This window comes from Pseudomonas sp. BAY1663, from assembly GCF_000582595.1.
GTDB lineage: Bacteria > Pseudomonadota > Gammaproteobacteria > Pseudomonadales > Pseudomonadaceae > Stutzerimonas > Stutzerimonas stutzeri_AF.
Genome location: NZ_AZSV01000027.1, coordinates 14,374 through 41,215, shown reverse-complemented (window position 1 = coordinate 41,215; position 26,842 = coordinate 14,374). Strand labels below are relative to the sequence as shown.

At 65.6% G+C, this 26,842-nt stretch carries 18 protein-coding genes and 3 pseudogenes; 14 read left to right on the top strand and 7 right to left on the bottom strand.

Annotated elements, in window-relative coordinates:
* Positions 1-288 precede the first annotated feature (288 nt).
* On the bottom strand, positions 289-585 hold the full coding sequence (locus tag BAY1663_RS23610; RefSeq protein WP_128576196.1) for a hypothetical protein: 297 nt from the start codon (positions 583-585) through the stop codon (positions 289-291).
* A 64-nt stretch (positions 586-649) separates the two neighbouring features.
* Between BAY1663_RS23610 and BAY1663_RS10040 the strand changes: the two genes are divergently transcribed.
* From BAY1663_RS10040 to BAY1663_RS10030, 3 genes and pseudogenes are all read left to right on the top strand, one after another.
* A complete protein-coding gene (locus tag BAY1663_RS10040) occupies positions 650-1,993 on the top strand; it encodes a sodium:alanine symporter family protein (protein WP_037040116.1) in 1,344 nt (447 codons plus the stop codon).
* Positions 1,994-2,089: 96 nt separating this feature from the next.
* A complete protein-coding gene (gene tpx / locus BAY1663_RS10035) occupies positions 2,090-2,554 on the top strand; it encodes a thiol peroxidase (protein WP_037040134.1) in 465 nt (154 codons plus the stop codon).
* 347 nt (positions 2,555-2,901) lie between these two features.
* Positions 2,902-4,075: pseudogene (locus BAY1663_RS10030) on the top strand (NAD(P)-dependent oxidoreductase).
* A 220-nt stretch (positions 4,076-4,295) separates the two neighbouring features.
* Here BAY1663_RS10030 and murJ read toward each other — a convergent pair.
* Positions 4,296-5,762, bottom strand: a complete 1,467-nt coding sequence (gene murJ / locus BAY1663_RS10025) for a murein biosynthesis integral membrane protein MurJ (RefSeq protein ID WP_037040114.1) — start codon at positions 5,760-5,762, stop codon at positions 4,296-4,298.
* A 277-nt stretch (positions 5,763-6,039) separates the two neighbouring features.
* Between murJ and BAY1663_RS10020 the strand changes: the two genes are divergently transcribed.
* The 4 genes from BAY1663_RS10020 to BAY1663_RS10005 all read left to right on the top strand — a co-directional run bounded on the left by BAY1663_RS10020 (position 6,040) and on the right by BAY1663_RS10005 (position 15,113).
* Complete coding sequence (locus BAY1663_RS10020) at positions 6,040-7,281, top strand: MdtA/MuxA family multidrug efflux RND transporter periplasmic adaptor subunit (protein ID WP_037040113.1); 1,242 nt, start codon at positions 6,040-6,042, stop codon at positions 7,279-7,281.
* The gene (locus tag BAY1663_RS10015; RefSeq protein WP_037040111.1) at positions 7,278-10,358 is read left to right on the top strand and encodes an MdtB/MuxB family multidrug efflux RND transporter permease subunit; all 3,081 of its coding nucleotides are present in this window, start codon (positions 7,278-7,280) and stop codon (positions 10,356-10,358) included. Before BAY1663_RS10020 ends, BAY1663_RS10015 begins: the two co-directional genes overlap by 4 nt.
* A 184-nt stretch (positions 10,359-10,542) precedes the next feature.
* Positions 10,543-13,647, top strand: coding sequence for an efflux RND transporter permease subunit (locus BAY1663_RS10010; RefSeq protein WP_037040109.1), 3,105 nt, complete (start codon positions 10,543-10,545; stop codon positions 13,645-13,647).
* On the top strand, positions 13,644-15,113 hold the full coding sequence (locus BAY1663_RS10005) for an efflux transporter outer membrane subunit (protein WP_037040107.1): 1,470 nt from the start codon (positions 13,644-13,646) through the stop codon (positions 15,111-15,113). Before BAY1663_RS10010 ends, BAY1663_RS10005 begins: the two co-directional genes overlap by 4 nt.
* A 30-nt stretch (positions 15,114-15,143) precedes the next feature.
* Here the strand turns inward: BAY1663_RS10005 and BAY1663_RS10000 are convergent.
* Positions 15,144-16,381: pseudogene (locus tag BAY1663_RS10000) on the bottom strand (ABC transporter substrate-binding protein).
* A gap of 278 nt (positions 16,382-16,659) precedes the next feature.
* On the opposite strand from BAY1663_RS10000, the gene BAY1663_RS09995 reads away from it, so the two are divergent.
* On the top strand, positions 16,660-18,435 hold the full coding sequence (locus BAY1663_RS09995; RefSeq protein ID WP_037040105.1) for a PQQ-dependent methanol/ethanol family dehydrogenase: 1,776 nt from the start codon (positions 16,660-16,662) through the stop codon (positions 18,433-18,435).
* Positions 18,436-18,624: 189 nt separating this feature from the next.
* On the opposite strand, the gene BAY1663_RS09990 is transcribed toward BAY1663_RS09995, so the two are convergent.
* From BAY1663_RS09990 to BAY1663_RS09980, 4 genes are all read right to left on the bottom strand, one after another.
* Positions 18,625-19,416: a hypothetical protein gene (locus BAY1663_RS09990; protein ID WP_128576194.1), complete on the bottom strand. Its 792-nt coding sequence runs from the start codon at positions 19,414-19,416 to the stop codon at positions 18,625-18,627.
* Positions 19,417-19,464: 48 nt separating this feature from the next.
* Positions 19,465-20,316 (bottom strand): hypothetical protein, encoded by an 852-nt coding sequence (locus BAY1663_RS09985; RefSeq protein ID WP_371257605.1) that lies wholly within the window; start codon positions 20,314-20,316, stop codon positions 19,465-19,467.
* Positions 20,211-20,639: a PAAR domain-containing protein gene (locus tag BAY1663_RS25915; RefSeq protein ID WP_371257607.1), complete on the bottom strand. Its 429-nt coding sequence runs from the start codon at positions 20,637-20,639 to the stop codon at positions 20,211-20,213. The genes BAY1663_RS09985 and BAY1663_RS25915 overlap by 106 nt, the downstream gene beginning before the upstream one ends.
* Before the next feature lie 293 nt (positions 20,640-20,932).
* Positions 20,933-21,796: an AraC family transcriptional regulator gene (locus tag BAY1663_RS09980; RefSeq protein ID WP_037040101.1), complete on the bottom strand. Its 864-nt coding sequence runs from the start codon at positions 21,794-21,796 to the stop codon at positions 20,933-20,935.
* Positions 21,797-22,101: 305 nt separating this feature from the next.
* On the opposite strand from BAY1663_RS09980, the gene BAY1663_RS09975 reads away from it, so the two are divergent.
* The 6 genes and pseudogenes from BAY1663_RS09975 to BAY1663_RS09950 all read left to right on the top strand — a co-directional run bounded on the left by BAY1663_RS09975 (position 22,102) and on the right by BAY1663_RS09950 (position 26,835).
* The gene (locus tag BAY1663_RS09975; protein ID WP_037040132.1) at positions 22,102-22,293 is read left to right on the top strand and encodes a Flp family type IVb pilin; all 192 of its coding nucleotides are present in this window, start codon (positions 22,102-22,104) and stop codon (positions 22,291-22,293) included.
* Positions 22,294-22,322: 29 nt separating this feature from the next.
* A complete protein-coding gene (locus tag BAY1663_RS09970; RefSeq protein WP_037040130.1) occupies positions 22,323-22,841 on the top strand; it encodes a prepilin peptidase in 519 nt (172 codons plus the stop codon).
* A 14-nt stretch (positions 22,842-22,855) separates the two neighbouring features.
* Positions 22,856-24,178: a hypothetical protein gene (locus tag BAY1663_RS09965; RefSeq protein ID WP_037040098.1), complete on the top strand. Its 1,323-nt coding sequence runs from the start codon at positions 22,856-22,858 to the stop codon at positions 24,176-24,178.
* 12 nt (positions 24,179-24,190) lie between these two features.
* Positions 24,191-24,978: pseudogene (cpaB, locus tag BAY1663_RS09960) on the top strand (Flp pilus assembly protein CpaB).
* A 55-nt stretch (positions 24,979-25,033) separates the two neighbouring features.
* Positions 25,034-26,551, top strand: a complete 1,518-nt coding sequence (locus tag BAY1663_RS09955; RefSeq protein ID WP_037040096.1) for a type II and III secretion system protein family protein — start codon at positions 25,034-25,036, stop codon at positions 26,549-26,551.
* Positions 26,552-26,565: 14 nt separating this feature from the next.
* A complete protein-coding gene (locus tag BAY1663_RS09950) occupies positions 26,566-26,835 on the top strand; it encodes a hypothetical protein (protein WP_037040094.1) in 270 nt (89 codons plus the stop codon).
* Positions 26,836-26,842: the final 7 nt, after the last annotated feature.

Sequence of the window (26,842 nt, the reverse complement as noted above, 5' to 3'; positions counted from 1 at the left end):
CCGCGCCTTGCCTGGCGCCATTTGACGCAGCAACGCGGCTCGCGATGAAACGTCAACAGCCCCTAACTCATCGTGGACCTGTAGGAGCCAGCTTGCTGGCGATCCGTGCGCAACGCCGATGATCGCCGGCAAGGACTCGGCGCCCCCGGCTCCTATGGAGTTGGTGTGTACATGCTGCCTTTTGGATGAGGGCTTCCAGGCGCGCCGCCCAGGTGCCTCCTCGGCGCGCTTTCGAGGTCATCGCACCGTTTCGAAGCGGGCACCGACTGGCGCGCGCACCAACTTGGACTACGCTCGCTTTCGTGTGGCAGCGGCTGGTGAAGCGGTGGCGCCGGGAATCCTGATCGTCCGGTCGATTTCCAGCGTCGCGCCGATCACCGAAACTGGCGCAATCGACCCGCGCGCCAGGGGGCGGGGCAGTGGTAGCATCCGCTCTCCGGATCTGTGCGGAATGCCGCTACAAGGCTCTAGCATGAGTCTTGCAGTGGTGGCTTTGAGGTTCATCGTCATTACCTTGACGATGGCTCGAAACTCGTCGTTACCAGGCCGTTGAAAAACCATCGTCACGAGCGTCATGTTTTTCAACGACCTCCATGGTGGCGCGACACTAACGCGAGCGTGACTCGCAATAAGAAAATAAGGTGCTCGAATGGAATTCCTGAACAACCTGGTCAACAGCATCAATGCCCTCGTCTGGGGCCCACCCATGCTGGTGCTGATCCTGGGGACCGGCCTGATCCTCATGATCATGCTCAAATTCATGCCACTGGCCCGCATCGGCACCGGCTTCGCCCTGATGTGGCGCGGCCGGGCCAAGGGGGATGCGGAAACCGGTGAAATCAGCCCGTTCCAGGCGCTGATGACGTCCCTGGCGGCGACCGTCGGTACCGGCAACATCGCCGGCGTCGCCACGGCGATCTTCCTCGGCGGCCCGGGGGCGCTGTTCTGGATGTGGTGTACCGCGCTGGTGGGCATGGCGACCAAGTACTGCGAAGTGGTACTGGCGGTGCACTACCGCGAGAAGGACGACCGCGGCGAGCACGTCGGCGGACCGATGTACGCGATCAAGAACGGCCTGGGCAAGAAGTGGATCTGGCTTGGCACCGCCTTCGCCATCTTCGGCGGTTTCGCCGGCTTCGGCATTGGCAACATGGTGCAGGTCAACAGCATGGCCCATGCACTGCAAACCACCTTTTCCGTGCCGCTGTGGCTGACCGGCCTGGGCACCATGGTGATCGTCGGCCTGGTGATCCTCGGCGGTATCCGCCGTATCGGCGTGGTCGCGGCGTCGCTGGTGCCGTTCATGTGCCTGGCCTACCTGATCGCTGCGGTGGTGGTGCTGGTGGTGAACGCCGAGGCGATTCCCGCCGCCTTCGGCCTGATCTTCACCCATGCCTTCACGCCGATTGCGGCCACCGGCGGCTTTGCCGGCGCGGCGGTGATGGCGGCGATCCGTTTCGGTGTGGCGCGCGGCATCTTCTCCAACGAGGCGGGCCTGGGTACCGCCGGTATCGCCCAGGCAGCCGGGACCACCACCAGCTCGGTGCGCTCGGGCATGATCGGCATGCTGGGTACGTTCATCGATACCATCATCGTCTGCTCGATGACCGGCCTGGCGATCATCTGCACCGGCGTCTGGACCAGCGGCGAGAGCGGCGCGGCACTGTCCGCGGCGGCCTTCGAGTCGGCCATGCCGGGCATCGGCGGGGCGATCCTGACCGTTGCGCTGGTGGTTTTCGCTTTCACCACCATCCTCGGCTGGAGCTACTTCGGTGAAAAGTGCTGGGAGTTTCTCGTCGGTACCAAGGCCATCTGGCCGTTCCGCCTGATCTGGGTCATCGCGGTGCCGTTCGGTGCCATCGCCCAGCTGGATTTCGCCTGGTTGCTGGCCGACACCCTCAACGGCCTGATGGCGATTCCCAACCTGATCTCGCTGCTGCTGCTGAGCCCGGTAGTGGTCAAGCTGACCAGGGAATACTTCGCACGCGGCTGACGTGCGTATCGGCAGCTACACTCGGACTGCCTTCCTGCAGGCCGTGGGGGCAAATGCCTCCACGGCCTTTTTACATCCATATCGAGGAGCGAAAACATGACTGAAGTGACTCTGCGCGGCGCCCCGATCCAGGTCGCCGGCGACTTTCCCCAGGCCGGCGACCAGGCCAGGGCGTTCCGCCTGGTCGGCACTGACCTTGCCGATGTGGAGCTGTCGGCCTTCGCCGGCAAGCGCAAGGTGCTGAACATCTTCCCGAGCGTCGATACGCCGATCTGCGCGACCTCTGTGCGCAAGTTCAATGCCCAGGCGAGCGGGCTGAGCAATACCGTCGTGCTGTGCATCTCCGCCGACCTGCCCTTCGCGCAGAAACGCTTCTGCGGCGCCGAAGGTCTGGAAAACGTCGTCAGCCTGTCCACCATGCGCGGTACACAATTCCTCGACGATTACGGCGTGGCGATCGCCAGTGGCCCGCTGGCGGGCGTCGCAGCCCGCGCGGTGGTCGTTCTCGACGAGCAGGATCGTGTGCTCTATAGCGAGCTGGTCGGCGAAATCGGTACCTAGCCGAACTACGAGGCGGCTATCGCTTCGCTGGCTTGATTCGCATAGGAAGTAGGCATTACGGCGAGCGCTCTTGAGGGCGCTCGCCGTTTCGTTTCTGACGGCGGGAAACCACCGGAAGGCTGCGCACCGCTTGTCGCTCTCAATTAGCACAACGCCGGCGCGGGCACTAGCTTCAGCCATGCCGCCCCCCACGCTGGACAGGGTGAGCAGAAGCCGGCAAGCGATGGCAAAAGATATTTTGTAAAAAAATTTTTTGGCCCCGTTGCTGTCATAAAGCTGATGCCCATTGAACGGATTCAGTTATGCCTACTTCACAGATCAAGAAAATTGGTGTTTCGGGGACGGGAATGATCGCTCACGGTTTCGTGAGGTTGATCAAGCAGCACTATCGGGACATGGAGATTTCCCGCGTGCTGACCCGCCGTCCGCTCACATCCCTCGCCGACTTTCCCCTGGCCGACGCACTCACCAACTCGCTCGATGAGCTCATCGACAATTCGGACCTGATCGTCGAGTGCAGCGGCGATGTCTTTCACGGTACCTCGGTCATCGAGCGCGCCTTCGAGGCCGGGTTGCCGGTGGTGACGGTCAATGCCGAACTGCAAGTGACCACGGGTTCCTACCTCGCGGGCAGGGGCTTCATCACCGAGGCCGAAGGCGACCAGCCGGGCTCTCTTGCGGCACTGCGCGAGGAGGCCTTGCAGATGGGCTTCCAGCCGCTGGTCTACGGCAACATGAAGGGTTACCTGAACCACGACCCATCGCTGGAAGACATGACCTACTGGGCCCAGCGCCAGGGTATCAGTGTCGACCAGACCACCTCGTTCACCGACGGCACCAAGGTGCAGATCGAGCAGGTGATCATCGGCAACGGGCTGGGCGCCACCATCACCCGGCAGGGCATGGAAGGCCTGGCCTCGACCAGCCTCGACGACAGCGCGAGCCTGCTGGCGATGATGGCCGAACGTGCAGGGCAGCCGATCGTCGACTACGTGATCCCCTCCGGCTATCCGGCCGGTGGCGTGTTCCTGGTGGGCCGGCACGACGAAAACCAGGCGCGTGCCATCGAATACTTCAAGCTCGGCCGCGGCCCGTTCTACACCCTGCTGCGGCCGTTCCACCTCTGCTCGCTGGAGGTCGGCAAGACGGTGCGGCGGGTCCTCGCCGGCGGTGGCGTGCTGCTCAACAACTCCACCGACCGACTCTGGCGTCGGTGCCATCGCCAAGCGCGCGATGAAGGCGGGCGAGCTGATCGAGCGGGGCATCGGTGGCTTCCAGTTCCGTGGCGAGGCGATCAAGCTCGCCCAGCACCCCGACCACGTGCCGATCGGCCTGCTGCGCAAGACGGCTCTAAAGCGCGCCGTGGAGCCCGGCCAGTTGATCACCTTCGACGACGTCGACATCCTCCCGAGCCGGGCGCTGGACATCGTCATGGCGCAGCGCAAGCGCTTGATCGAAGGCACGCCCGCTGCCTGGCAGACGCCTCCCAGCGCCATGGGGATGCTCGCCCTCGGCGGCTGAGCATCTTCCTGCCACACCAATCGCGCCGCGCCCGTCGCCACAACGACGGGGCGGCGACAACGCATTCGCCCGGCCAAAGCAGGAAGGCCGCTGTCGGACGACAGCGGCCCAACACCGATCGGACAGGGTTCCCGTTACGCTTGCGTGCTTTGCGTAGGACCGCTTGCGGGCTATCGGCGAAAGAGCTCGCCGGCAAGCCGGCTCCTGCGCACTTGGATGCTCAGGTCTTGCGCATCGACCAGTAGCGCGGCTTGAACAGATCGCGCTCGCCGAGCAGCGTCACCCCGATGGCGAACCCCACCAGCACCAGGCCGATGTACAGGCACAGCTCCAGCAGCCCCTGCGGCTTGGGCAGGTAGTGCAGGGCTATGGCCAGCGAGGCGGCGGTGGCCAGCCAGCGCGCCAGCACGGCCACGGCGAGCCCCTTGGGCGAGGCGCGATAGACGTACAGCCCCATGAACAGCGCCTGCAGCGCGGCGCCGCAGGAAAAGGCCATCGCCAGCCCCGCGGCACCGTAGACCCGGTAGAGCGCCGCATCGAGGCCGATGGTCATCGCCGAGCTGATCAGGGTGACGATCAGGAACAGACGGGCCTGGTGTTGGGCGAGCAGGGCGCGTCCCCAGAGCAGCGCGAGGCCCATCGCCGGCAAGCCCAGAGCATAGATGACCATCAGCGACGCGGTGGCCTGGGTTTGCGCGGGGCCGAACTGGCCGCGTTCCAGCAGCACCGAGACCACCGCCACGGGGGAGGAGCAGAGCACCACCGTCGCCGGCACCAGGAACAGCAGGGTGGCCAGCAGGCCCTTGCGGATCACGGCGGCGTGGCCGCGGTGGTCGTCGTCATTCCAACTGGCGGAAAACTGCGGGAAAAGCACCGACAGCACGGACATCGCGTACAGCGTCAGCGGAATCGTGACGATACGAAACGCGAAGGACAGCATGGTGATGCTGCCTTCTTCGAGGAACGAGGCGAACATTCGTTCGGCCAGGATGCACGCCTGCTGGGCACCAGCTGCCAGCAGCACGGGGGCGAAGGCGAGCCCGAACTGGCTGCCGTGGCCTTTCTCCAGCGGCATCGCTTCCCCGCGCAGGTAGCGGATGCGCCGATGCTGCACGACGATCAGCGCCACCTGCGGCAGCAGCATGCCGGCGAAGATCACCATCCCGCTGGGCTCGAACAGCAGGATGCCGATGATCGCGCCGGCGTTGAGCAGCAGGGTGCGAGTCATCGGCATGATGAACACGTTGTCCATGTTCAGCAGCGCGCCCTGGCAATACAGCGCGGCCTGCACGGCGATGAGCAGGGCGCCGATGCAGAACACCAGTTGGCCGTCGGCCACCTGCTCCGGCGTCCACCCCGGCGCCAGTGCGTTGAGGACCCAGTAGCTGGAAAGAACGATCAGCGCGCAGGTGGCGGCGCCCATCAACATGACGCGCCAGTACAGCCAGCGGGCCACCGACTCGAACAGGGCCTGCGACTGGCTGCGCAGTTTCTGCAGGAAGGGGATCATGGCGTCGCGCAGGGCCAGGCCGAGGAAGTTCTCGAAGAACAGCGGCAGGATCAGGGCGACGAAGATGAGGTCCGCTTCCCAACTGAGGCCGAAGGCGCGGGCGATGAACAGATCGCGAAGAAAACCGAGGAGAAAACTGGCTACGGTGAGCGCCAGGATGGCCAGCGATGCATTCATTCCTTGATCCTATGTGGGCCACCGGGGCGATGGCCGGTTTTAACGACACGACAACGTCCGATTCGACGTGCTGGCAGGACCGGGGAGCCTGCTGCGGATGCATTGCCCTGCGGCGAGCAGAACGTTGAATAGACTGAGCGCGTGGTGCATGGTTCCGGGCCGGAGCGGTCGCGTGGCGCTGCGTATAAGTGCTGATACGTAAAAATGCCGTAAAGGCACTTTGCGAGCGGTTCGCAACTGCTTAAGGTTCACGCTCCTTCCCAAGCGAACCCTGTTCATGTCCGAGGCTCATTCCACTCCCGCTCGTTCCCGCCTTCGCTGGCTGTTCCTCATCGTTGCCGTCGCGGTCGTCGCGCTGCTCATCTGGTGGCTATGGCCGAGCGCCGCGCAGACTCCGCAGCGTCCCGGCGGCCGCCCGGGTTTCGGCGCGTTCACCGGGCCGGTGCCGGTGCGCGTGGCGCAGGTCGAGCAGGGCGCGTTCGAGGTCTACAACAAGGCGCTCGGCACCGTTACCCCGCTCAATACGGTCAGCCTGCGCAGCCGCGTCGCCGGCGAGCTGGTCGAGTTGCGTTTCGAGGAGGGGCAACGGGTCAAGGCCGGCGATCTGTTGGCCGTTATCGATCCGCGGCCGTACCAGGTGGCCCTGCAGCAGGCCGAAGGCACGCTGCAGCAGAATCGTGCGCAGTTGAGGAACGCCCAGGTCGACCTGGAGCGCTATCGCGGGCTGTACGCCGAGGACAGCATCGCCAAGCAGACCCTGGATACCCAGGAGGCGCTCGTCAGCCAGTACCAGGGCACCCTGGCGGCCAACCAGGCCGCGGTCAACGAAGCGCGCCTGAACCTCGAGTTCACCCAGATCCGTTCGCCCATCGATGGCCGCCTGGGCCTGCGCCAGCTGGACCTGGGCAACCTGGTCGCAGCCAACGACACCACGCCGCTGGTGGTGATCACCCAGACCCAGCCGATGTCGATCAGCTTCACCCTGCCCGAGGGTGACCTGCTGCCGGTGCTGACCCGCTACCGGCAGGGCGACGAACTCGCCGTGCAGGCCTGGGACCGCGGCGAGAAGCTGCTCTTTGGCGAAGGCGTGCTGGAAAGCGTCGACAACCAGATCGACGCGACGACCGGCACCCTGCGGCTGAAGGCGCGCTTCGACAACGAGGCCGAACTGCTGCTGCCCAATCAGTTCGTCAACGTACGCTTGCGCGTGCAGACCCTCAGCGACGCCATCCTGATTCCTTCCGCGGCGCTGCAGTTCGGCTCGCGCGGCACCTTCGCCTATGTGGTGGGCGATGACGGCAAGGTCGAGATGCGCCTGCTCGAAGCAGGGCCGAGCAATGGCGAGACGACCGTGGTGCTCGAAGGCTTGCAGGTCGGCGAGCGGGTGGTGATGGAAGGCACCGACCGCTTGCGCGATGGCGCCGAGGTCGAAGTCGTCGACAGCCGCCGCATGGCCGAACAGGCCGCGGAGAACCCGGTGCTCGGCGGCGGCGAGGCCGAGGAGCGCGAAGCGCGATGAACATCTCCCGGCTGTTCATCCTGCGGCCGGTGGCGACCACGCTGAGCATGATCGCCATCCTCCTCGCCGGGCTCATCGCCTACCGCATGCTGCCGGTAGCCGCGCTGCCGCAGGTGGATTACCCGACCATCCGGGTGATGACGCTCTATCCCGGCGCCAGCCCCGAGGTCATGACCAGTGCGGTCACCGCGCCGCTGGAACGCCAGTTCGGGCAGATGCCGGGGCTCACCCAGATGTCCTCCACCAGCTCCGGCGGGGCCTCGGTCATCACCCTGCGGTTTTCCCTGGAGGTCGCGCTGGACGTGGCCGAACAGGAGGTCCAGGCGGCGATCAATGCGGCGGACAACCTGCTGCCCAACGACCTGCCGGCGCCGCCGGTGTACAACAAGGTCAACCCGGCCGATACGCCGGTGCTGACCCTGGCGGTGACCTCCGCCAGCCTGCCGCTGCCCCAGCTGCACGATCTGGTCGACACCCGCATGGCGCAGAAACTGGCGCAGATCAGCGGCGTCGGCATGGTCAGCCTGGCCGGCGGCCAGCGCCCGGCGGTGCGCATCCGCACCAATCCCGAGGCGCTCGCCGCCTACGGCCTGTCGTTGTCCGACGTGCGCTCGCTGATCACCAGCTCCAACGTCAACCAGCCCAAGGGCAACTTCGACGGCCCGACTCGCGTCTCCATGCTCGATGCCAACGACCAGCTGAAGACGCCCGAGGAATACGCCGAGCTGATCCTCACCTACCAGGACGGTGCCGCACTGCGCCTGAAGGATGTCGCCGAGATCGTCGACGGCGCCGAGAACGAACGCCTCGCCGCCTGGGCCAACCAGAGCCAGGCGGTGCTGCTGAACATCCAGCGCCAGCCCGGCGCCAACGTCATCGAGGTGGTCGAACGCATCCAGGCGCTGCTGCCGGAGGTGACCGCCAGCATGCCGGCGGGGCTCGACGTGGTGGTGCTCACCGACCGCACCCAGACCATCCGCGCCGCGGTGACCGACGTGCAGCACGAGCTGATGCTGGCCACCTTCCTGGTGGTGATGGTCACCTTCGTGTTCCTCAAGAAGCTTTCGGCCACCATCATTCCGTCCATCGCCGTGCCGCTGTCGCTGGTGGGCACCTTCGCAGTGATGTACCTGTGCGGCTTCTCGCTGAACAACCTGTCGCTGATGGCGCTGACCATCGCCACCGGCTTCGTGGTGGACGACGCCATCGTCATGCTGGAAAACATCGCGCGGCACCTGGAGGAGGGCGAAACGCCGCTGAACGCCGCGCTCAAGGGCGCCAGGCAGATCGGCTTCACCCTGATCTCGCTGACCTTCTCGCTGATCGCCGTGCTGATCCCGCTGCTGTTCATGCAGGATGTGGTCGGCCGGCTGTTCCGCGAGTTCGCCATCACCCTGGCGGTGGCCATCCTGATTTCGCTGGTGGTGTCGCTGACGCTGACGCCGATGATGTGCGCCAAGCTGCTCAAGGCGCAAACCGCGGCCGAGGCCAAGCCGGACTGGGTCGAGCGGCTGATCGCCGGCTATTCGCGCTGGCTGAGCTGGGTGCTCGGGCACCAGACGCTGACCCTGCTCGTCGCCGTCGCGACCCTGGGGCTCACCGTCGTGCTCTACCTGGCGGTGCCCAAGGGCTTCTTCCCGGTGCAGGACACCGGCGTGATCCAGGGCATCAGCGAGGCCCCGCAGTCGATTTCGTTCCGCGCCATGAGCGAGCGCCAGCAGGAACTGGCCCGGGTCATCCTGGCCGATCCGGCGGTGGCGAGCCTGTCGTCCTACATCGGCGTGGATGGCGACAACGTCACCCTCAACAGCGGCCGCCTGCTGATCAACCTCAAGCCCCATGGCGAGCGCGACCTGACCGCCAGCCAGGTGATCGACCGCCTGCGCCCGGAACTGGCCAGGCTGCCGGGCATCGAGCTGTACCTGCAGCCGGTGCAGGACCTGTCCATCGAGGACCGGGTCAGCCGCACGCAGTTCCAGTTCAGCCTGGAAACCCCGGACAGCGAACTGCTGCAGGAGTGGACGCCGCGGCTGGTCGAGGCGCTGCGCGAGCGGCCGGAGCTCACCGACGTCGCCAGCGACCTGCAGAGCAGCGGCCTGCAGATCTACCTGGACATCGACCGCGACGCCGCCGCGCGCCTGGGCATCCAGGTCGCGGACATCACCGATGCGCTCTACGACGCCTTCGGCCAGCGGCAGATCTCGACCATCTTCACCCAGGCCAGCCAATACCGCGTGGTGCTCGAGGTCGAGGCGGGCAACCGCCTCGGTCCGCAGGCGCTGGAGCAACTGTTCGTGCAGAGCGAGGGCGGCACGCCGGTGCGGCTGTCGAGCCTGGCGCGGCTGGAACAGCGCAACGCGCCGCTGCTGATCAACCACATCGGCCAGTTCCCGGCGGTGACCCTGTCGTTCAACCTGGCCGAAGGCGTGTCGCTGGGCAAGGCGGTGGAGGTGATCGAGGCGGTGGAGCAGCAGATCGGCCTGCCGGCCGGCATCCAGACCCGCTTCCAGGGTGCGGCCGAGGCTTTCCGCGCCTCGCTGTCCAGCACGCTGCTGCTGATCCTCGCCGCGGTGGTGACCATGTACATCGTGCTCGGCGTGCTCTACGAGAGCTACATCCACCCGGTCACCATTCTTTCCACCTTGCCGTCGGCGGCGGTCGGCGCGCTGCTGGCCTTGCTGCTGACCGGCAACGACCTCGGGCTGATCGCCATCATCGGCATCATCCTGTTGATCGGCATCGTCAAGAAGAACGCGATCATGATGATCGACTTCGCCCTGGAAGCCGAGCGGCAGCAGGGCATGAGCCCGCGGGACGCCATCTACCGCGCCGCGCTGCTGCGCTTCCGGCCGATCCTGATGACCACCCTGGCGGCGTTGTTCGGCGCCATCCCGCTGATGCTGGCGTCCGGCTCCGGTGCCGAACTGCGCCAGCCGCTGGGCCTGGTGCTGGTCGGCGGGTTGCTGCTCAGCCAGTTGCTGACGCTGTTCACCACGCCGGTGATCTATCTGTTCTTCGATCGGTTGGGCAATCGCTTCTCCCGGCGGGACGAAGTGGGGCGGGAGGTTGAAGCATGAGTGTTCAGCCAGAAGCTGGAAGCTGGAAGCTGGAAGCAGAGCAATGCGTGCATGCTGGAAAGCGCCCGATATTGGCCAAGACGGCTGGTCGCTCCGTTCGGTCGGCAGCAGGTATTGCCACGAGCCGTGCTTTTAGCTTCCGGCTTCCGGCTGCCGGCTTCCAGCGCCCCTCTGGGGCGCATCCATGAACCTTTCCGCCCCCTTCATCGCCCGCCCGGTGGCGACCATGCTGATGAGCCTGGCGATCCTGCTGCTCGGCGGGGTCAGCTTCGGCCTGCTGCCGGTATCGCCCTTGCCGAACATGGATTTCCCGGTGATCACCGTGCAGGCCAGCCTGCCGGGGGCGAGCCCGGAGATCATGGCCTCCAGCGTGGCGACGCCGCTGGAGCGCTCGCTCGGCAGCATCGCCGGGGTCAGCCAGATGACCAGCCGCAGCAGCCAGGGCTCGACGCGGATCATCATCCAGTTCGACCTGGAGCGTGACATCAATGGCGCCGCGCGCGACGTGCAGGCGGCGATCAATGCCGCGCGCAACCTGCTGCCCAGCGGCATGCGCAGCATGCCCACCTACCGCAAGATCAACCCCTCGCAGGCGCCGATCATGGTGCTCTCGCTGACCTCCGAAGTGCTCGACAAGGCCGAGCTGTACGACCTCGGCTCGACCATCCTGGCGCAGAAGCTCTCGCAGGTCCCCGGCGTCGGCGAGATCCAGGTCGGCGGCAGCTCGCTGCCGGCGGTGCGGGTCGAACTGCAGCCGCAGCAGCTCGAGCAGTACGGCGTATCGCTGGACGAGGTGCGTCAGACCATCGCCAACGGCAACGTGCGCCGGCCCAAGGGCATGGTCGAGGATGCCGACCAGCACTGGCAGGTGCGCGCCAACGACCAGCTACACCACGCCGCCGACTACACGCCGCTGATCATCCGCTACCAGGATGGCGCGACGCTGCGCCTGGGCGATATCGCCAAGGTCCGCGACTCGGTGGAAGACCGCTACAACAGCGGCTTCTTCAACAACGAGCAGGCGGTGCTGTTGATCGTCAACCGCCAGGCCGGCGCCAACATCATCGAAACCATCGAGGGCATCCGCAGCGAACTGCCGGCCCTGCAGGCGATCATGCCCGGCAGCGTCGAGCTCAACGTCGCCATGGACCGCTCGCCGGTGATCCGCGCCACGCTGCACGAGGCCGAGCGCACGCTGCTGATCGCCGTGGCCCTGGTCATCGTGCTGGTGTTCCTGTTCCTCGGCCGGCTGCGCACGGCATTGATCCCGGCGCTGGCGGTGCCGGTGTCGCTGGTCGGCACCTTCGCGGTGATGTACCTGTGCGGTTTCTCGCTCAACGTGCTGTCGTTGATGGCGCTGATCCTCGCCGCCGGGCTGGTGGTGGACGACGCCATCGTGGTGCTGGAGAACATCGCCCGGCATATCGACGATGGCGTGCCGCCGCTGCGCGCGGCCTATATCGGCACGCGCGAGGTCGGCTTCACCTTGCTGTCGATGAACCTGTCGCTGGTGGTGGTGTTCGTCTCGATCCTGTTCATGGGCGGCATCGTCGAGCGGCTGTTCCGCGAGTTCTCCATCACCCTGGCCGCGGCGATCCTGGTCTCGCTGCTGGTGTCGCTGACCTTGACGCCGATGCTTTGTGCGCGCTGGCTCAAGGCCCACGAGCCGAAAAAGGACGGCCGCCTGCAGCGCTGGAGCCACGAGGCCCACCAGTGGCTGCTGCGCCACTACGACCGTTCGCTGAGCTGGGCCCTGCGTCACCGGCGCATCACCCTGCTGAGCCTGCTGGCGACCATCGCGCTGAACGTGGTGCTCTACGTGCAGGTCCCCAAGACCTTCCTGCCGCAGCAGGATACCGGCCAGCTCACCGGCTTCATCCGTGGCGACGACGGCATGTCCTTCCAGGTCATGCAGCCGAAGATGGAGATCTTCCGCAAGGCGGTGCTGGCCGATCCGGCGGTGGAGAGCGTCGCCGGCTTCATCGGCGGGCAGGGCGGCATCAACAATGCCTTCATGATCGTGCGGCTCAAGCCGTTGAGCGAGCGCGGCATCTCGGCGCAGAAGGTCATCGAGCGTATCCGCCGGAACCAGCCCAAGGTCCCCGGTGGGCGCATGTTCCTGATGGCCGACCAGGACCTGCAATTCGGTGGCGGTCGGCAGAGCAGCTCGGCCTATGCCTACACCCTGTTGGCCAGCGACCTGACCGACCTGCGCACCTGGGTGCCGCGGGTCAACCAGGCGCTGATGGCACTGCCCGAGTTGACCAGCATCGATGCCAACGATGGCGAGGGCGCCCAGCAGATCACCCTGAAGGTCGATCGCGATGCCGCCAAGCGGCTGGGCATCGACATGAGCACGGTCACGGCGCTGCTCAACAACGCCTTCAGCCAGCGGCAGATCTCCACCATCTACGAGTCGCTCAACCAGTACCAGGTGGTGATGGAGATCGACCCGAGCTACGCGCAGTATCCCGAGGTGCTCGAGCAGGTCCATGTCGTCACCGAAGACGGCCGCCGCGTGCCGCTGGCCGCCTTCGCCCACTACGAGCGCAGCCTGGAAGAGGACCGGGTCAGCCACGACGGCCAGTTCGCCGCCGAGAACATCGATTTCGACCTGGCCCCCGGCGTCAGCCTCGACCAGGCGACGCTCGCCATCGAGCGCGCGGTCGCCGCCATCGGCCTGCCGAGCGCAGTGCAGGGCCGCCTGGGTGGCACCGGCAGCGCCTTCCTCGACACCCAGCAGGGGCAACCGCTGATGATTCTCGGCGCCTTGCTGCTGGTCTACATCGTGCTGGGCATCCTCTACGAGAGCTACATCCACCCGCTGACCATTCTCTCGACGCTGCCATCGGCGGGCGTGGGCGCCTTGCTGGCGATCATCCTCACCGGCGACCAGTTCAGCCTGATCTCGCTGCTCGGGCTGTTCCTGCTGATCGGCGTGGTGAAGAAGAACGCCATCCTGATGATCGACCTGGCGCTGCAGTTCGAGCGCAACGAGCGGCTGTCGCCGGCCGAATCGATCCGCCGCGCCTGCCTGCTGCGCTTCCGGCCGATCCTGATGACCACCATGGCCGCCATTCTCGGTGCGCTGCCGCTGCTGCTCGGCGGTGCGGAGGGCGCCGAGATGCGCCAGCCGCTGGGCCTGACCATCATCGGCGGGCTGCTGCTGAGCCAGGTCCTGACCCTCTACACCACGCCGGTGGTCTACCTGTACCTGGACCGCCTGCGTCATCGTTTCAACAGCTGGCGCGGTGTGCGCACCGATGCCGCCCTGGAAAATTCGCTATGAACCCGTTGCTTCCGAATGCCACGCTGCGCCCACTGGCCATCGCCGTCCTCGCCCTGTCGCTGGGTGCCTGTACCCTCGGCCCCGACTACCAGCGGCCGGAGCTGCCCTCGGCCGCCGAATTCAAGCAGGCCGAAGGCTGGAAGAGCGCGGCGCCGGCCGACATGCTGCAGCGCGGCGACTGGTGGCAGCTGTATGGCGATGCCGAGCTGGATGCGCTGGTGGCGCGGTTGAACGTCTCCAACCAGAACCTGGCCGCCGCCGAGGCGCAGTATCGCCAGGCCCGCGCGCTGGTCCGCGGGGCGCGTTCGCAGCTGTTCCCGATCGTCTCCTCCAGTGCCGGCGTCACCCGCTCGGCGCAGGGCGGCGGCAGCTCGGGCAGCAGTACGAGCAGTTTGAACGGCGGCGTCGGCGAGAGCTACGAGGCCGGGCTCAGCGCTTCCTGGGAGGCGGACATCTGGGGTCGGCTGCGGCGCAACCTGGAGGCCAACCGGGCCAACATGCAGGCCAGCGCCGCCGATCTCGCCGCGGTCAGGCTGAGCCTGCAGGCGGAACTGGTGCAGACCTACCTGCAATTGCGGGTGATCGACGAACACCAGCGCCTGCTGGACCAGACCGTCGAGGCCTATGCGCGCTCGCTGCGCCTGACCGAGAACCAGTATCGGGCGGGGATCGTGCCCAAGTCCGACGTCACCCAGGCGCAGACCCAGCTCAAGAGCACCCAGGCCCAGGCGATCGACCTCGAGTGGCAGCGCGCGCAGATGGAACACGCGATCGCCGTGCTGATCGGCGTCGCGCCAGCGGAGCTGGGCATCGCCGTGCGCGAGGACATTCCCCGGCTGCCCGAGGTGCCGCTGGCGCTGCCTTCGCAGTTGCTGGAGCGGCGTCCGGACATCGCCTCGGCCGAGCGCCTGGTCATGGCGGCCAACGCCAACATCGGCGTCGCCAAGGCCGCCTGGTTCCCGGACCTGACGCTGTCGGCCACCGGCGGCTACCGCAACAGCAGTTTCAGCGACCTGTTCAGCGTGCCCAACCGCTTCTGGTCGCTGGGCCCGCAGCTGGCGCTGACGCTGCTCGACTTCGGCAGCCGCCGTGCCGAACTGGAGCAGGCCGAAGCCAGCTACGACCAGACCGTGGCCAGCTACCGGCAGACGGTGCTCGACAGCTTCCGCGAAGTCGAGGATTACCTGGTGCAGTTGCGGGTGCTCGGACAGGAGGCGCTGGTGCAGCGCGAAGCGCTGGCGTCGGCGCAGGAATCGTTGCGGCTGATCGAGAACCAGTACCGCGCCGGCACCGTCGACTACCTGAGCGTGGCGACCATGCAGACCACCGCGTTGAACAACCAGCGCACCAACCTGACCCTGCTCGGCGACCGCCTGACCGCCAGCGTGCTGCTGATCGCGGCGCTGGGCGGCGGCTGGGAGATCGACCAGCTCGCTCGGGAACCGGAGCTGTCCAGCGCGCGCTGACGGGACCGGGCTCCGGCCGTCAGCGCGCGGTCATTGCAGTACCAGCTGGTCGCCGCGTTCCTGCTGCCAGTCCTCCAGGCTCGGCGCGGCTTCGTCGCCGTCCATGCGGTGGATGATGGTGAAGTAGTCCTGCTTGAAGCGGTCCTGCATGACCTCGCTGCGATTCCTTACCCGCACCGCGTAGATGCTCTGCACGTTCTGGTGGTCGAAGTCGCGCCAGTACTGTTCGCCCTTGAGCAGGCTATAGCGATGGTTCTCCAGGGCGCCGATCACCGCCTCGCTGTTCAGGCTGCCGGCCCGCTGCACGGCGGCGGCCCATTGGCGGACGATGCCGTAGGCCGAGGCGGCGGTGCTGCCGGGGTAGGCCTGGTGCAGGGCGATGTAGCGGTCGACGAAGGCCTGGCCTTCGGCGCTCTTCTCCATGGGCGGCACGCGCCAGGTCCAGGCTTCGGTGCCAATGACGTGCTCCATCACCAGCGGCCCGGCCTGTTCGACGATGCTCTGGGTGAGGTTGGGCACGATGATCTGCATGCGCTTGCCGAGCTCGAGCGAGTGCGCCAGGCGCATGGTCTGCACCAGGTCCTGGCCGAGCAGGCTGATCACCAGCATGTCCGCATCGCTGGCCGCGGCCTTCTGCAGCGCGCCCAGGTAGTCGCTGCGGCGCGCCCCGCGCGAGGGAATCTTCGAGTAGCCGTGGCGGGCGCGGTCGCGGCTGCGGGTCGCCTCGCGCAGCGCCTGTTCCATGCTGCTGCCCCAGGCATCGTCGAGGCTGATGTAGTGGTAGCGCCGGTTCGGCATGTGCCAGCTCAGGTATTCGCCCAGTACCCGGGCGCTCATCCAGGCGCTGTTGGATTCGCGAAACAGATGGCGATGGCCCTCGTGCCCGGTGACTGCGTTGGCGTAGGCGAGGGTCGGGAAGTACAGCAGGCCCAGTTCGCGGGCGCGCTGGCCGGCGGCCAGGGCTTCCTCGCTGCTGGCTCCGCCGAGGATCATGGCCGCGCCTGATCGGCGAAGCGCTCGACATTGGCCTGTGCCTTCTGCGCCCGCGCCGCCGAGTTGAGGCTGACCAGTTGCAATGGCCGGCCGAGGATGCCGCCTTGCTGATTGAGCTGATCGATGGCGAGCAGCGCACCGCGGCGCAGCTCCAGCCCTTCGGATTTGTAGTTGCCGGTGCTCGGATAGTTGAGGCCGATGCGGATGGGCTCGGCCGCCTGCAGGGCGGGCAGGGCGCAGACATACAGCACGGCAACCAGAACGGTTCGGAACATGGCTCGTATCCTTGAGAGCAGGGAGCCTTCGTTGTACGGATTCGTGGGCGGCCGATGGAATTGTCTTTTCCGGCCGATCGGCTGCGACTTCGGTGCCGGTCCGGCCTCGCATATTTGCGCAAACCCGCGCCAGCCGTGGCTTCGGGCGGGGTATTGCTACCAAGGGAGGAGGAAAATCGACACTGCGGGCAATTGTTGCAGGGGCGGGGCGAACCAAGAATCTGCAGCAGACCGGGAAAATTTCCCGGCATAACAATGAACCCGCAGAGGTAGCCGCAATGAAGCACACCGGTCTTCGCAAGCCCTTCGCCCTGACGGCGCTATGCGCCGCGGTGGCGATGACCAGCCTGTCAGCCTGGGCCGTCACCGACCAGGAAATCCTCAACGACGCCAAATCCACCGACCAGATCGTCACCAACGGCCTGGGCCTGCAAGGCCAGCGCTACAGCCCGCTGGACAAGCTGAATGCCAACAACGTCAGCCAGCTGCGGCCGGTCTGGGGCTTCTCCCTGGGTGGCGAGAAGCAGCGCGGCCAGGAAGCGCAGCCGCTGGTCAAGGACGGCGTGATGTACATCACCGGCTCCTACTCGCGGGTCTACGCGATCGATGCCCGCACCGGCAAGGAACTGTGGCAGTACGACGCCCGCCTGCCCGACGGCATCATGCCGTGCTGTGACGTGATCAACCGCGGTGTGGCGCTGTACGGCGACCTGGTGATCTTCGGCACCCTCGACGCCAAGCTGGTGGCGCTGAACAAGGATACCGGCAAGGTGGTCTGGAAGAAGACCGTGGCCGACTACAAGGCGGGCTATTCGCTGACCGCCGCACCGTTGGTGGTGAAGGGCAAGCTGATCACCGGCGTATCCGGCGGTGAGTTCGGCGTGGTCGGCAAGATCGAGGCCTACGATCCGAAGAACGGCGAACTGCTGTGGACCCGCCCGACCGTCGAGGGCCACATGGGCTACGTCTGGAAGGACGGCAAGAAGGTCGAGAGCGGTATTTCCGGCGGCGAAGCCGGCAAGAGCTGGCCGGGCGATCTGTGGAAGACCGGCGGCGCCGCGACCTGGCTGGGCGGCTACTACGACCCGGATACCGATTCGCTGCTGTTCGGCACCGGCAACCCGTCGCCGTGGAACTCGCACCTGCGCCCGGGGGACAACCTGTACTCCTCTTCGCGCCTGGCCCTCGACCCGGACGACGGCTCGATCAAGTGGCACTTCCAGTCCACCCCGCATGACGGCTGGGACTTCGATGGTGTCAACGAGCTGATTTCCTTCGACTACCAGGACGGTGGCAAGACCATCAAGGCCGCTGGTACGGCCGACCGCAACGGTTTCTTCTACGTGCTCGACCGCACCAACGGCAAGTTCATCCGCGGCTTCCCCTTCGTCGACAAGATCACCTGGGCCAAGGGCCTGGACAAGGACGGCCGTCCGCTCTACGACGAGGCCAACCGTCCCGGCGCGCCGGGTGGCGCGGACAAGGGCAAGTCGGTATTCGTCGCGCCTTCGTTCCTCGGCGGCAAGAACTGGATGCCGATGGCCTACAGCCAGGACACCGGGCTGTTCTACGTGCCGTCCAACGAATGGGGCATGGATATCTGGAACGAAGGTGTCGCCTACAAGAAGGGGGCGGCCTATCTCGGCGCCGGCTTCACCATCCATCCGCTGAACGAGGACTACATCGGCGTGCTGCGCGCCATCGATCCGAAGACCGGCAAGGAAGTCTGGCGCTACAAGAACTACGCGCCGCTGTGGGGCGGGGTACTGGCCACCAAGGGCAACCTGGTATTCACCGGCAACCCCGAGGGCTACCTGATGGCCTTCGATGCCAAGACCGGCAAGAAACTCTATGAGTTCAACACCGGCTCCGGCGTGATCGGCTCCCCGGTCACCTGGGAAATGGATGGCGAACAGTACGTCTCCGTGCTGTCCGGCTGGGGTGGCGCGGTGCCGCTGTGGGGCGGCGAAGTCGCCAAGCGCGTGAAGGAATTCAACCAGGGCGGCATGGTCTGGACCTTCAAGCTACCGAAGGACCTGGTCGCCAAGCGCTGATCGGGGGGCGACAAGAGAAGGCCGGCTAATCGCCGGCCTTTTTTGTGTGCGCCAGAGGTGGCGTATAGCGCCGTGACTGGCGCCGTCGGGTTTGCCGTGGTGGTGAAGCAGGCGATTTGGAGGTGAAAATCCTCGACACACTCGGCAAGGCAAAGTGTTAGCCGGAGGCGTGTGCGTATCAGCGCGTAGTCAGCAACAACAAGGGAGCGCCGGGCGCCAATGGCATGACGGTGCCGGCTTGGCCGGCCATGTAAAAAACAGTACATCAACGTGCTCGGACTGTACCCGTTCGCGGTGCCGGAAGAGGGCGCCTGAGGCAAGCTGCAGTCGTTGCACAACCCTGATGATGATCTCTGAGCTTAGGTGGCCGCCGGTCAGGTAGAACAGCCGGCGCCATGATCCTTTACTGGGAAACAGGGCAGCTCTTGGCGGCGGCCTGGAGCGCTTGGCGTAGTCCACGTAGGTTTCGGGGTCGTAGGGTTCGGCGGTTATGTCAAAACTCGACTCGCCGTCGTACTCGATTTCCTGCCAAACCTTCAAGATCCACTGCCTCCCTTCATGCTTGGCCAGTAAGTCAAAGACGTGGCTATTGAGGTCACTGTTCTCGCCAAGAAAGGAGCTGTAATAACTCAGGTTCTTGTACCAGTCGGGCATCGCCGTGATGGCTCGGATGGCCGCTTTCGCAAGTTGTTCATCCGCGTCACTCAAGGCATACATATCGCGAATAGTGAGCTTATTGGCTCGTTCCAGCGCCGCCACCGGTACGGGTAGTGGCTTGCGGCTGATGAGGCGTGTGCGGCCGCAGTGGAAAACCCAGAGCCCGGTCTTTACATAATCGTCGGCATAGATCACTACGCCGTTGCCCATGTCCGTCTTGTATACGCTCGTCATCATCTTGAACCCGTAGTAGCTGGCTACCAGCAGTAGCGGAGAGAGAATGGCTGTTGCGATCCAGAAGGTCTTACTTCGGTAGAAACTCAAAGTGGCCTCCCGGTACGCCAAGGGGTGTTTCGCCTGAGATCACGGGATTTATGGCGCCCATGGTCTGGTAGGTGAAATCAAGCATGTTGTTATTGCTCTCTCGCTCCTTGGCCAGCGCACGCCATTTCCTACACCATTCTTCCCCAGGCGCCGCGTCATCGCTGATCCCGCATAGCTTGCCCAACTGGCGCTCCTCGAATGAGCCCAGGTGTTCTTGTAGTCCGACCGGCGAACGAAGGCGCGCACCTTGGTCTGCAAGTGATCGGCTAGCAACTGCGCCAGGCTCTCGTTGGTTTGTGGGAAGAACTGGATGCCGTCCTCGATGGGGAAGTCCGAGCGGTTGCCCATGCCGGTCCGACAGGCGTAGCTGTCGATCCGCGCCGTGCTGGAGAACGCCAGAGGTGAAATCTTGTTGTAGCTCAGTACGTCGAGGGACATCTGAAAGTCCCCGGCGAGCTGATAACCGAAGGCGATCCGATGTGGTACGCCATGGCTGAACAGCGACAGGTGCTCGATGGGCGACTGTTGGCGGTCCTTGCCCTTATTCAGGTAGTCAATCAGCTCATTGGCGTTCGTCACGGAGACAAGCTCTGCGCCATAAGCCTTCGCAGAACTGCGGGCAGCACTGAGCATCGCATCGGTGTATGACGGGGTAAACACCACCAGTGTCCGCGCCAGGGCGGGCTTGCTGCGTTTGAATTCGGCCAATTCACGCACGGCCTGGCCGATGAACATCATCTTGTTGCCCGAGCCTTTGTCGTGCTGGCTGCCGGCAACGGCGATCAGCTCGGGCGTCAGCGGTTTCTTGGCGGCTGTTGGGGCGGAGCTCCCCGGTTGCACCAGAGCGCCGGACAGCAAGGCACGCTGTTCCAGTTGCGGATCGGCCAGCAGCTCCGCCATGAGCTGATCGTCCACCGCGCCATCCGGGCGGATGGCACCGAGCTTGGCAAAGTCCACGATGGCCTGAGTTGCCGTGCCGCCGAACTGGAAGCCACCGAAGGTGTCGGGGCTGCCCGAAACGATGCTGCCGCCATGCTGGTCGGGCTGCCCAGATACGCCAAGGGCCGGTAGTCGATGATGATGGACGGAAAGCCCGTGGTAATGACGGCGCCACAGCCGCAGACGTCGCCAACGCGCGCGGCACCCAGGAAGTTGATCTGCGTATCGGGAGAAGCGGAAGTGATGGGCGAGGTGCCGTGGCCGGGGATCGGGCAAACGTGCATATCGCCAAGTCGTGCAGCCGGGATCATGCCATTCCTTGGTGAGAGTCGACGGGTGGCCGAATGATAACCGCCCAGGACTGCACATACTGCAAACCCCTGCGCAACTAGCCTGTGTAACGCCTCGGGAACCCTCATGAGGGGCATGGCGGGAGCTTAAATACACTCCCCTGGATCGCCTGGTCCACAAGCACTGCGGCAACAGTTCACGCCGATCTTCGATTCTTTATTCTCGGACTGCAGCTACGGTGGTTGTGAAACTGCCTCCTGCTCGAATCTCTCGGAAAGAGTCCGGATCAGGTGCCGACGTTGTAGTCGATGACCAGTTCCTGTGGCTGGGCATCGGCCAGTTCGCGTACTGCGGTAGCGCTTGCCTGTGTGCGACTGCGGTATTCGCTGGGCGTGAGGCCGGAGAACTGCTTGAACACCCGGGCGAAGTACGAGGGATCGCGAAAACCCGCTTCGTAGCCGATGGTGGTGATGGGCATCTGGCTGTTGTCGAGGCGGTCCTTGGCGAATTCCATGCGCTTGCCGAGCATGTACTCCAGGTAGCAAACGCCGTACACGTCCTTGAACAGGCGGCTGAAGCGCGAGGGTGTCATGCCGCAGAGCTGCGCGAGTTCCTTCTGGTCGAGGTTTTCGCAGAAATGCCGGTCGATGTGCTGAAGGGCGCGGCCGAGCAGCTGGTGCTTCTGATGCTGGACCGTCATCCGGATACTGGGGGGCACGTCCGGGTAATGCTCGCTCAGCACGGTCCTGGCGCCTCCGCTGCTCTGGCGCAGTTCGCAAAGCCGCTGCAGCGCCTGCCGGTAGCGCTGCAACTCGCTCGGCGACAGCGGCAGCGTGAGGTATTCCCAGACCTGCGAGCGCATCGCCCATACGGCCAGCTCCTCGGAGTGCTGGACGGTGAACATGGTGATCGGGATCGACGGCGTGCTCCGCTTGACCTGCTGCAGCTGATTCAGGCCGAGCGCATCCGGATGATCGAAATGCATGCAGATCATGTCGATCCGTCGGCCCCGCGCGCTATCGGCGAGGCTGTGTCCCTGTACCAGGCGGCATTCGCTGAACCCGCTGAACTGGCTCATCAGCGCCTCGGTACTGCGGTCGTGGGTCAGGTCGACCCAGAGAAGATACGGTCCCTGCGGAGAGTTAGACATCTGCACTAGCTCTGCTCTTCTGCTTGTCCTTACAGACAGTATTGGCAATCGGCCAGCATGAGTAGGAACGGATTCTGCTAAGCAGGCGCAAGGATGGCTATTTGCCGTTATGAAACTCCGCCATAAGTACGCCAGATGCCTCGTTCGACATGGCCAGGCGCCTCGCTTCGCACGCGGAAACTGAGTCCTAGCGACGCGCAAAAGAGTCCTAACGCCGGGTCCGGTCCGCTGACTAGTGTTCACCCCGTGCGGCGCAAGGAGCGCTGCCGGCCGTTGAACAACCACTCTTGAGTGAGGTGAGCGAAATGACCATTCAAACCATCAGGACCGCGCTACTGAAGTTCGCGAAGGACGAGAACGGGCTGACCATCGTCGAGTATGCGGTGGCCGGAGGGCTGATCACGGCTGCGGTAGCGGCCATGTTCGTCACCCTGGGCGGTGAGGTGAATACCAAGATCACGGCGCTGTGTTCTGCCGTGAAAGGTGCCGACTGCTAGCTGTCGACCTCTTCCAGGGAGACGCCATGATGCCGACGGCACAGATGTCCACGCTGATCGTCCTGTTCGGGCTGCTCGGGATTGCGGTGGCGAGCGATCTTCGCCGCCACCGTATACCCAACCTGCTGATCCTGACGGGGCTGGCGCTGGGGCTGGCCGGGCAGTTCTTCATGAACGGCCTGGCGGGGCTGGGGCAGGGTGTGCTTGGTGGGCTGGTCGGTCTCGGCCTGTTCCTGCTGCTCTACGCCGTGGGCGGTATGGCGGCCGGCGACGTGAAGCTGATGGCCATGGTCGGCGCCTTCCTGACACCGCAGCAGGCACTGCTGGCGGCGATGTTCAGCCTGATGGCCGGGGGCCTCTGCGGGCTGGCGCTGGTGCTCTGGCATGGCCAGGCCCGGCAGACCCTGGGGCGCTATGGCGTGATGCTGCGGACGCACAGCTATCTGGCGCCCGGAGCCGGGGAGGTCGCCGGCAAGCCATTCCCCTACGCGATCGCGATTCTCATCGGAACCCTCGCCAGCAGCCTGTGGTTCCACTCCATCCCCTAGCGCGGGAGGCCGCCATGCATGCCATCAGCAATAGCGACGCCTACCCGAACGAGCGCGAAGCGGTACAGCGCCTGGCGCCGCAGCCGCGCACCATCGCCGAGACCGGGCTGAGCGACCAGTTGCTCGCCGACCTGCTGTGCAAGCATCTGCATGAAGGCGGAGCGCTGGACCTGTCGCGGCTGGTCGAGCGGCTGGCATTGCCCGGCACCGTGCTGGAGGAAGTGCTCGGCCTGCTGCGCAAGGATGGCCGGATCGAGGTGCTCGGCCAGCACAATGGCCAGGCCCTGCGCTATGGCCTGACCGAGCGCGGGCGCAACGCGGCGCGCGATGCGCTGGAGCGCAGCGGCTATGTCGGCGCCGCGCCGTTCCCGGCGAGCACCTACCGCTCGCTGGTCAAGGTGCAGACGATCCATCACGCACGGGTGAATGCCGAGGCCATGCGTTCGGCATTCAGCGGCGTGATCCTGCCCGGGGAGTTGCTCGAGCAGCTCGGCGTGGCGGTGAATTCCGGGCGCGCGATCATGATCTACGGCCCCGCCGGCACCGGTAAGACCTACATCAGCGTGCGCCTGGTTCGCCTGTTCAGCGAGGCGATCTGGCTGCCCTACGCCATCGCGGTCAACGACGCGGTGGTGGAGATCTACGACCCGCAGATCCACCAGCGCCTGGGCGAGAGCGACCAGCACAACAGCCTGCTGCTCAGCGAGGGCATCGACCGCCGCCTGCTGTGCTGCATGCGCCCGCTGGTGGTTTCCGGCGGCGAACTGAGCATGGAACAGCTGGACATCCGCTACGACCCCTTCAGCCGGCGCTACCTGGCCCCGCTGCAGCTGAAGGCGAGCAACGGCCTGTTCATCATCGACGACCTCGGGCGCCAGCGGATGCCGCCGGCCGAGCTGTTCAACCGCTGGATCGTGCCGATGGAGGAGAAACGCGACTTCCTCAACCTCGGCGGCGGGCGCCAGTGCGTGCTGCCGTTCGACATGATCCTGGTGTTCTCCACCAACCTCAATCCGCTGGAGCTGGCCGACGAGGCCTTCCTGCGGCGGATCGGCTACAAGCTGCGCTTCGGCTACCTCAGGCCACCGGAATACGAGCGCATCTGGCGGCAGGAAGGCGAGCGCCTGGGCATCGCCTTCGACCCGCTGCTGCTGCGCTACGTCCTGCGCGATCTCTACGAGGCCGAAGGCATGCCGCTGGTGCCGTGCCATCCGCGCGACCTGCTGGGCATGGCACTGGACCGGCAGCGCTACATGGAACGCGCCGGCCCGCTGACGCCGGACGATCTGCATTGGGCCTGGCGCAACTACTTCGTCCAGCTCGAATTTCTCGGATAAGGAGATACAGACATGGGCTCCCGTACTCTCACGCTGATCGTGCTGTCCCTGCTGCTGGGGCTCGGAGCGGTCTGGATGGCGAACAACTGGCTGAGCGCAAGGCTCGACGCCGGCCCCGACGACAACTCGCAGGGCGTGGTGGTCGCCACCACCGAAATTCCCTTCGGCAGATGGTCGAGGCGCAGCACGTGACGCTGGTGCGCATGCCCAAGGGCACCGTGCCGGACGACTCGTTCGATACCACCGAGGGCGTGATCGGCAAGATCGCCACCTTCGGCCTGCTGCGTGGCGACGTGCTGCGCGGCGCGCGCCTCGCCGAACACCTGGGCGGCAGCACCCTGGCTTCGCTGATCGCTACCGACAAGCGCGCCGTGTCGGTGCGCGTCGACGACGTGGTGGGCGTCGGTGGTTTCCTGCTACCCGGCAACCGCGTCGATGTGCTGGCCACCAAGCGCAAGGGCAATGGCGACGAGGCCGAGGCCAGGACCATCCTCGAGGACCTGCGCGTGCTCGCCGTCGACCAGACCGCCAGCACCGACAAGACCCAGCCGGTGGTGGTGCGCGCGGTGACGCTGGAGATGGGCTCCGAGGAGGCGGAAACGCTGGTCAAGGCCATGACCGAAGGGCGCCTGCAACTGGCGTTGCGCAACCCCCTGGATAACCAGAAGAAACCCGCTGCTCCGCCGCCGGCCCCGGTTGCCGTCGCGCCGAAGCCGCTGGTAAGCCGCCGTGCGCCCGCCAATGTGGGGGTGACGATCATCCGCGGGACCCAGGTCAACGTGACCAACGTCGGCCTGTAGGGCGAGCCCGCCGATCACGCGTGGCCATGGCGGCCCGACAGGCAAGGAGACGGATATGAAAAGCATGCGCAGAGTGGGGGGCTTGATCCTGGTGCTGGGCACCTTGGCGTTGCTGGCCGCAGTGGCAGCGGGCGCCGAGACGCGACCGGCGACGGTGGCCACGCCGGCGGCGAACGTCGGCGACATCCAGGTGCCGATCTACAAATCACGGGTGCTCACCACCCGCACCGCGGTCAAGCGAATCTCGGTGGGCAACCCGGCGATCGCCGACATCCTCATCACCAGCCCGACCCAGCTCTACCTGCTCGGCCGTTCGCTGGGCAGCACCAACGTGCTGCTGTGGGATGGCAACAATCGCCTGATCGACAGCCTCGATCTGGAGGTGGTGCACGATCTCGGCGGGCTGAAGGGCAAGCTGCATCAGGTCCTGCCCAACGAAGCCATCGAGGTATTCAGTGCCCAGGGCGCGCTGGTGCTGCGTGGCCAGGTCAGCAGCGCCGCGGCCATGGATAGCGCGCTCAAGCTGGCCAGGAGCTACACCGAGCAGGCCGCCGGCGAGGCCAAGGGCCCGGGCACGCCCCCGGCGGCGCAGCCCTCGCAACCCGCGCAACCGCTGGAGCTGATCAACCTGCTCAGTATCGGCGGCAGCCAGCAGGTGATGCTGGAGGTGAAGGTCGCCGAGATACAGCGCAACCTGTTCAAGAACCTCAACGTGCGCTTCAACGCCCTGGACTTCGGCTCGTCCGGGCGCTGGTCGGGCGGGGGCTTCAACAATGGCGCCGGCCTGGGCTTCGACGAGGACGGCCTGGTCAACCCGACCACCCTGTTCGGTGACGGCACCGGCATCTTCGGCCAGTTCCTTTCGGACAACTTCCTCTTCAACGTGGTGCTCGAGGCGGCCAAGGACAACGGCTCGGCCAAGGTGCTCGCCGAGCCGACGCTGACCACCCTGACCGGGCAGCAGGCGGAGTTCATTTCCGGCGGCGAGTTCCCGGTGCCGATCACCGAGGACGACGGCATCACCATCGAGTTCAAGGAATTCGGGGTCGGGGTCAAGTTCCTGCCGGTGGTGCTCGACAGCGGGCGCATCAACCTGAACCTGAACGTGTCGGTGAGCGAACTCTCCAACGCCAATTCGCTGGTACTGGATACCGGCCTGGAAAGCATCCTCGGCAACGGCGTCGCCCAGGTCATCCCGTCGCTGACCAAGCGCAGCGCCCAGTCGACCGTCGAACTCGGCAACGGCCAGACCATCGCCATCGCCGGCCTGATCAGCGAGAACACCCGCGACTTCGTCAGCCGTTTCCCCGGCCTGGGCGATGTGCCGCTGCTGGGGCAGCTGTTCCGCAGCCAGCAGTTCATTCACGGCGAGACCGAACTGGTGATCCTGGTGACCCCGCACCTGGCGCAACCGGTGGACGCCCGTGCGGTGCGGCTGCCCACCGAGCGTTTCGTCGAACCCAGCGATGCGGAGTTCTACCTGCTGGGCAAGACCAAGGGCAGCGGCTCCGGCCGCACGGTGCCGGCCAGCCTCGGCGTCAGCGAAGGCCGCTTCGGCCACGACCTCAAGTAAGCGGAGTCGCCATCATGAAAATTCTGCCCTACGCCTGCCTGTTCGCCTTGCTGGCCGGCTGCATTCCCTATCAGGAAGGCCGCGTCGGCCCGCTGGGAAGTACGGTCAATGCGACGCTCTACCAGCAGATCGCCGACAAGAACACCGCGGCCGATCCGGGCACCGCGCTATCGCCGGTCGGTGCCGATGGCCCGCTGACCGAACAGGTGCTCGACGGCTACCGCGGCATCACCGGCGACGCGCAACAGGTCGCGCAGCCGATCCAGATCAACGTGGGAAACTGAGGCCTGC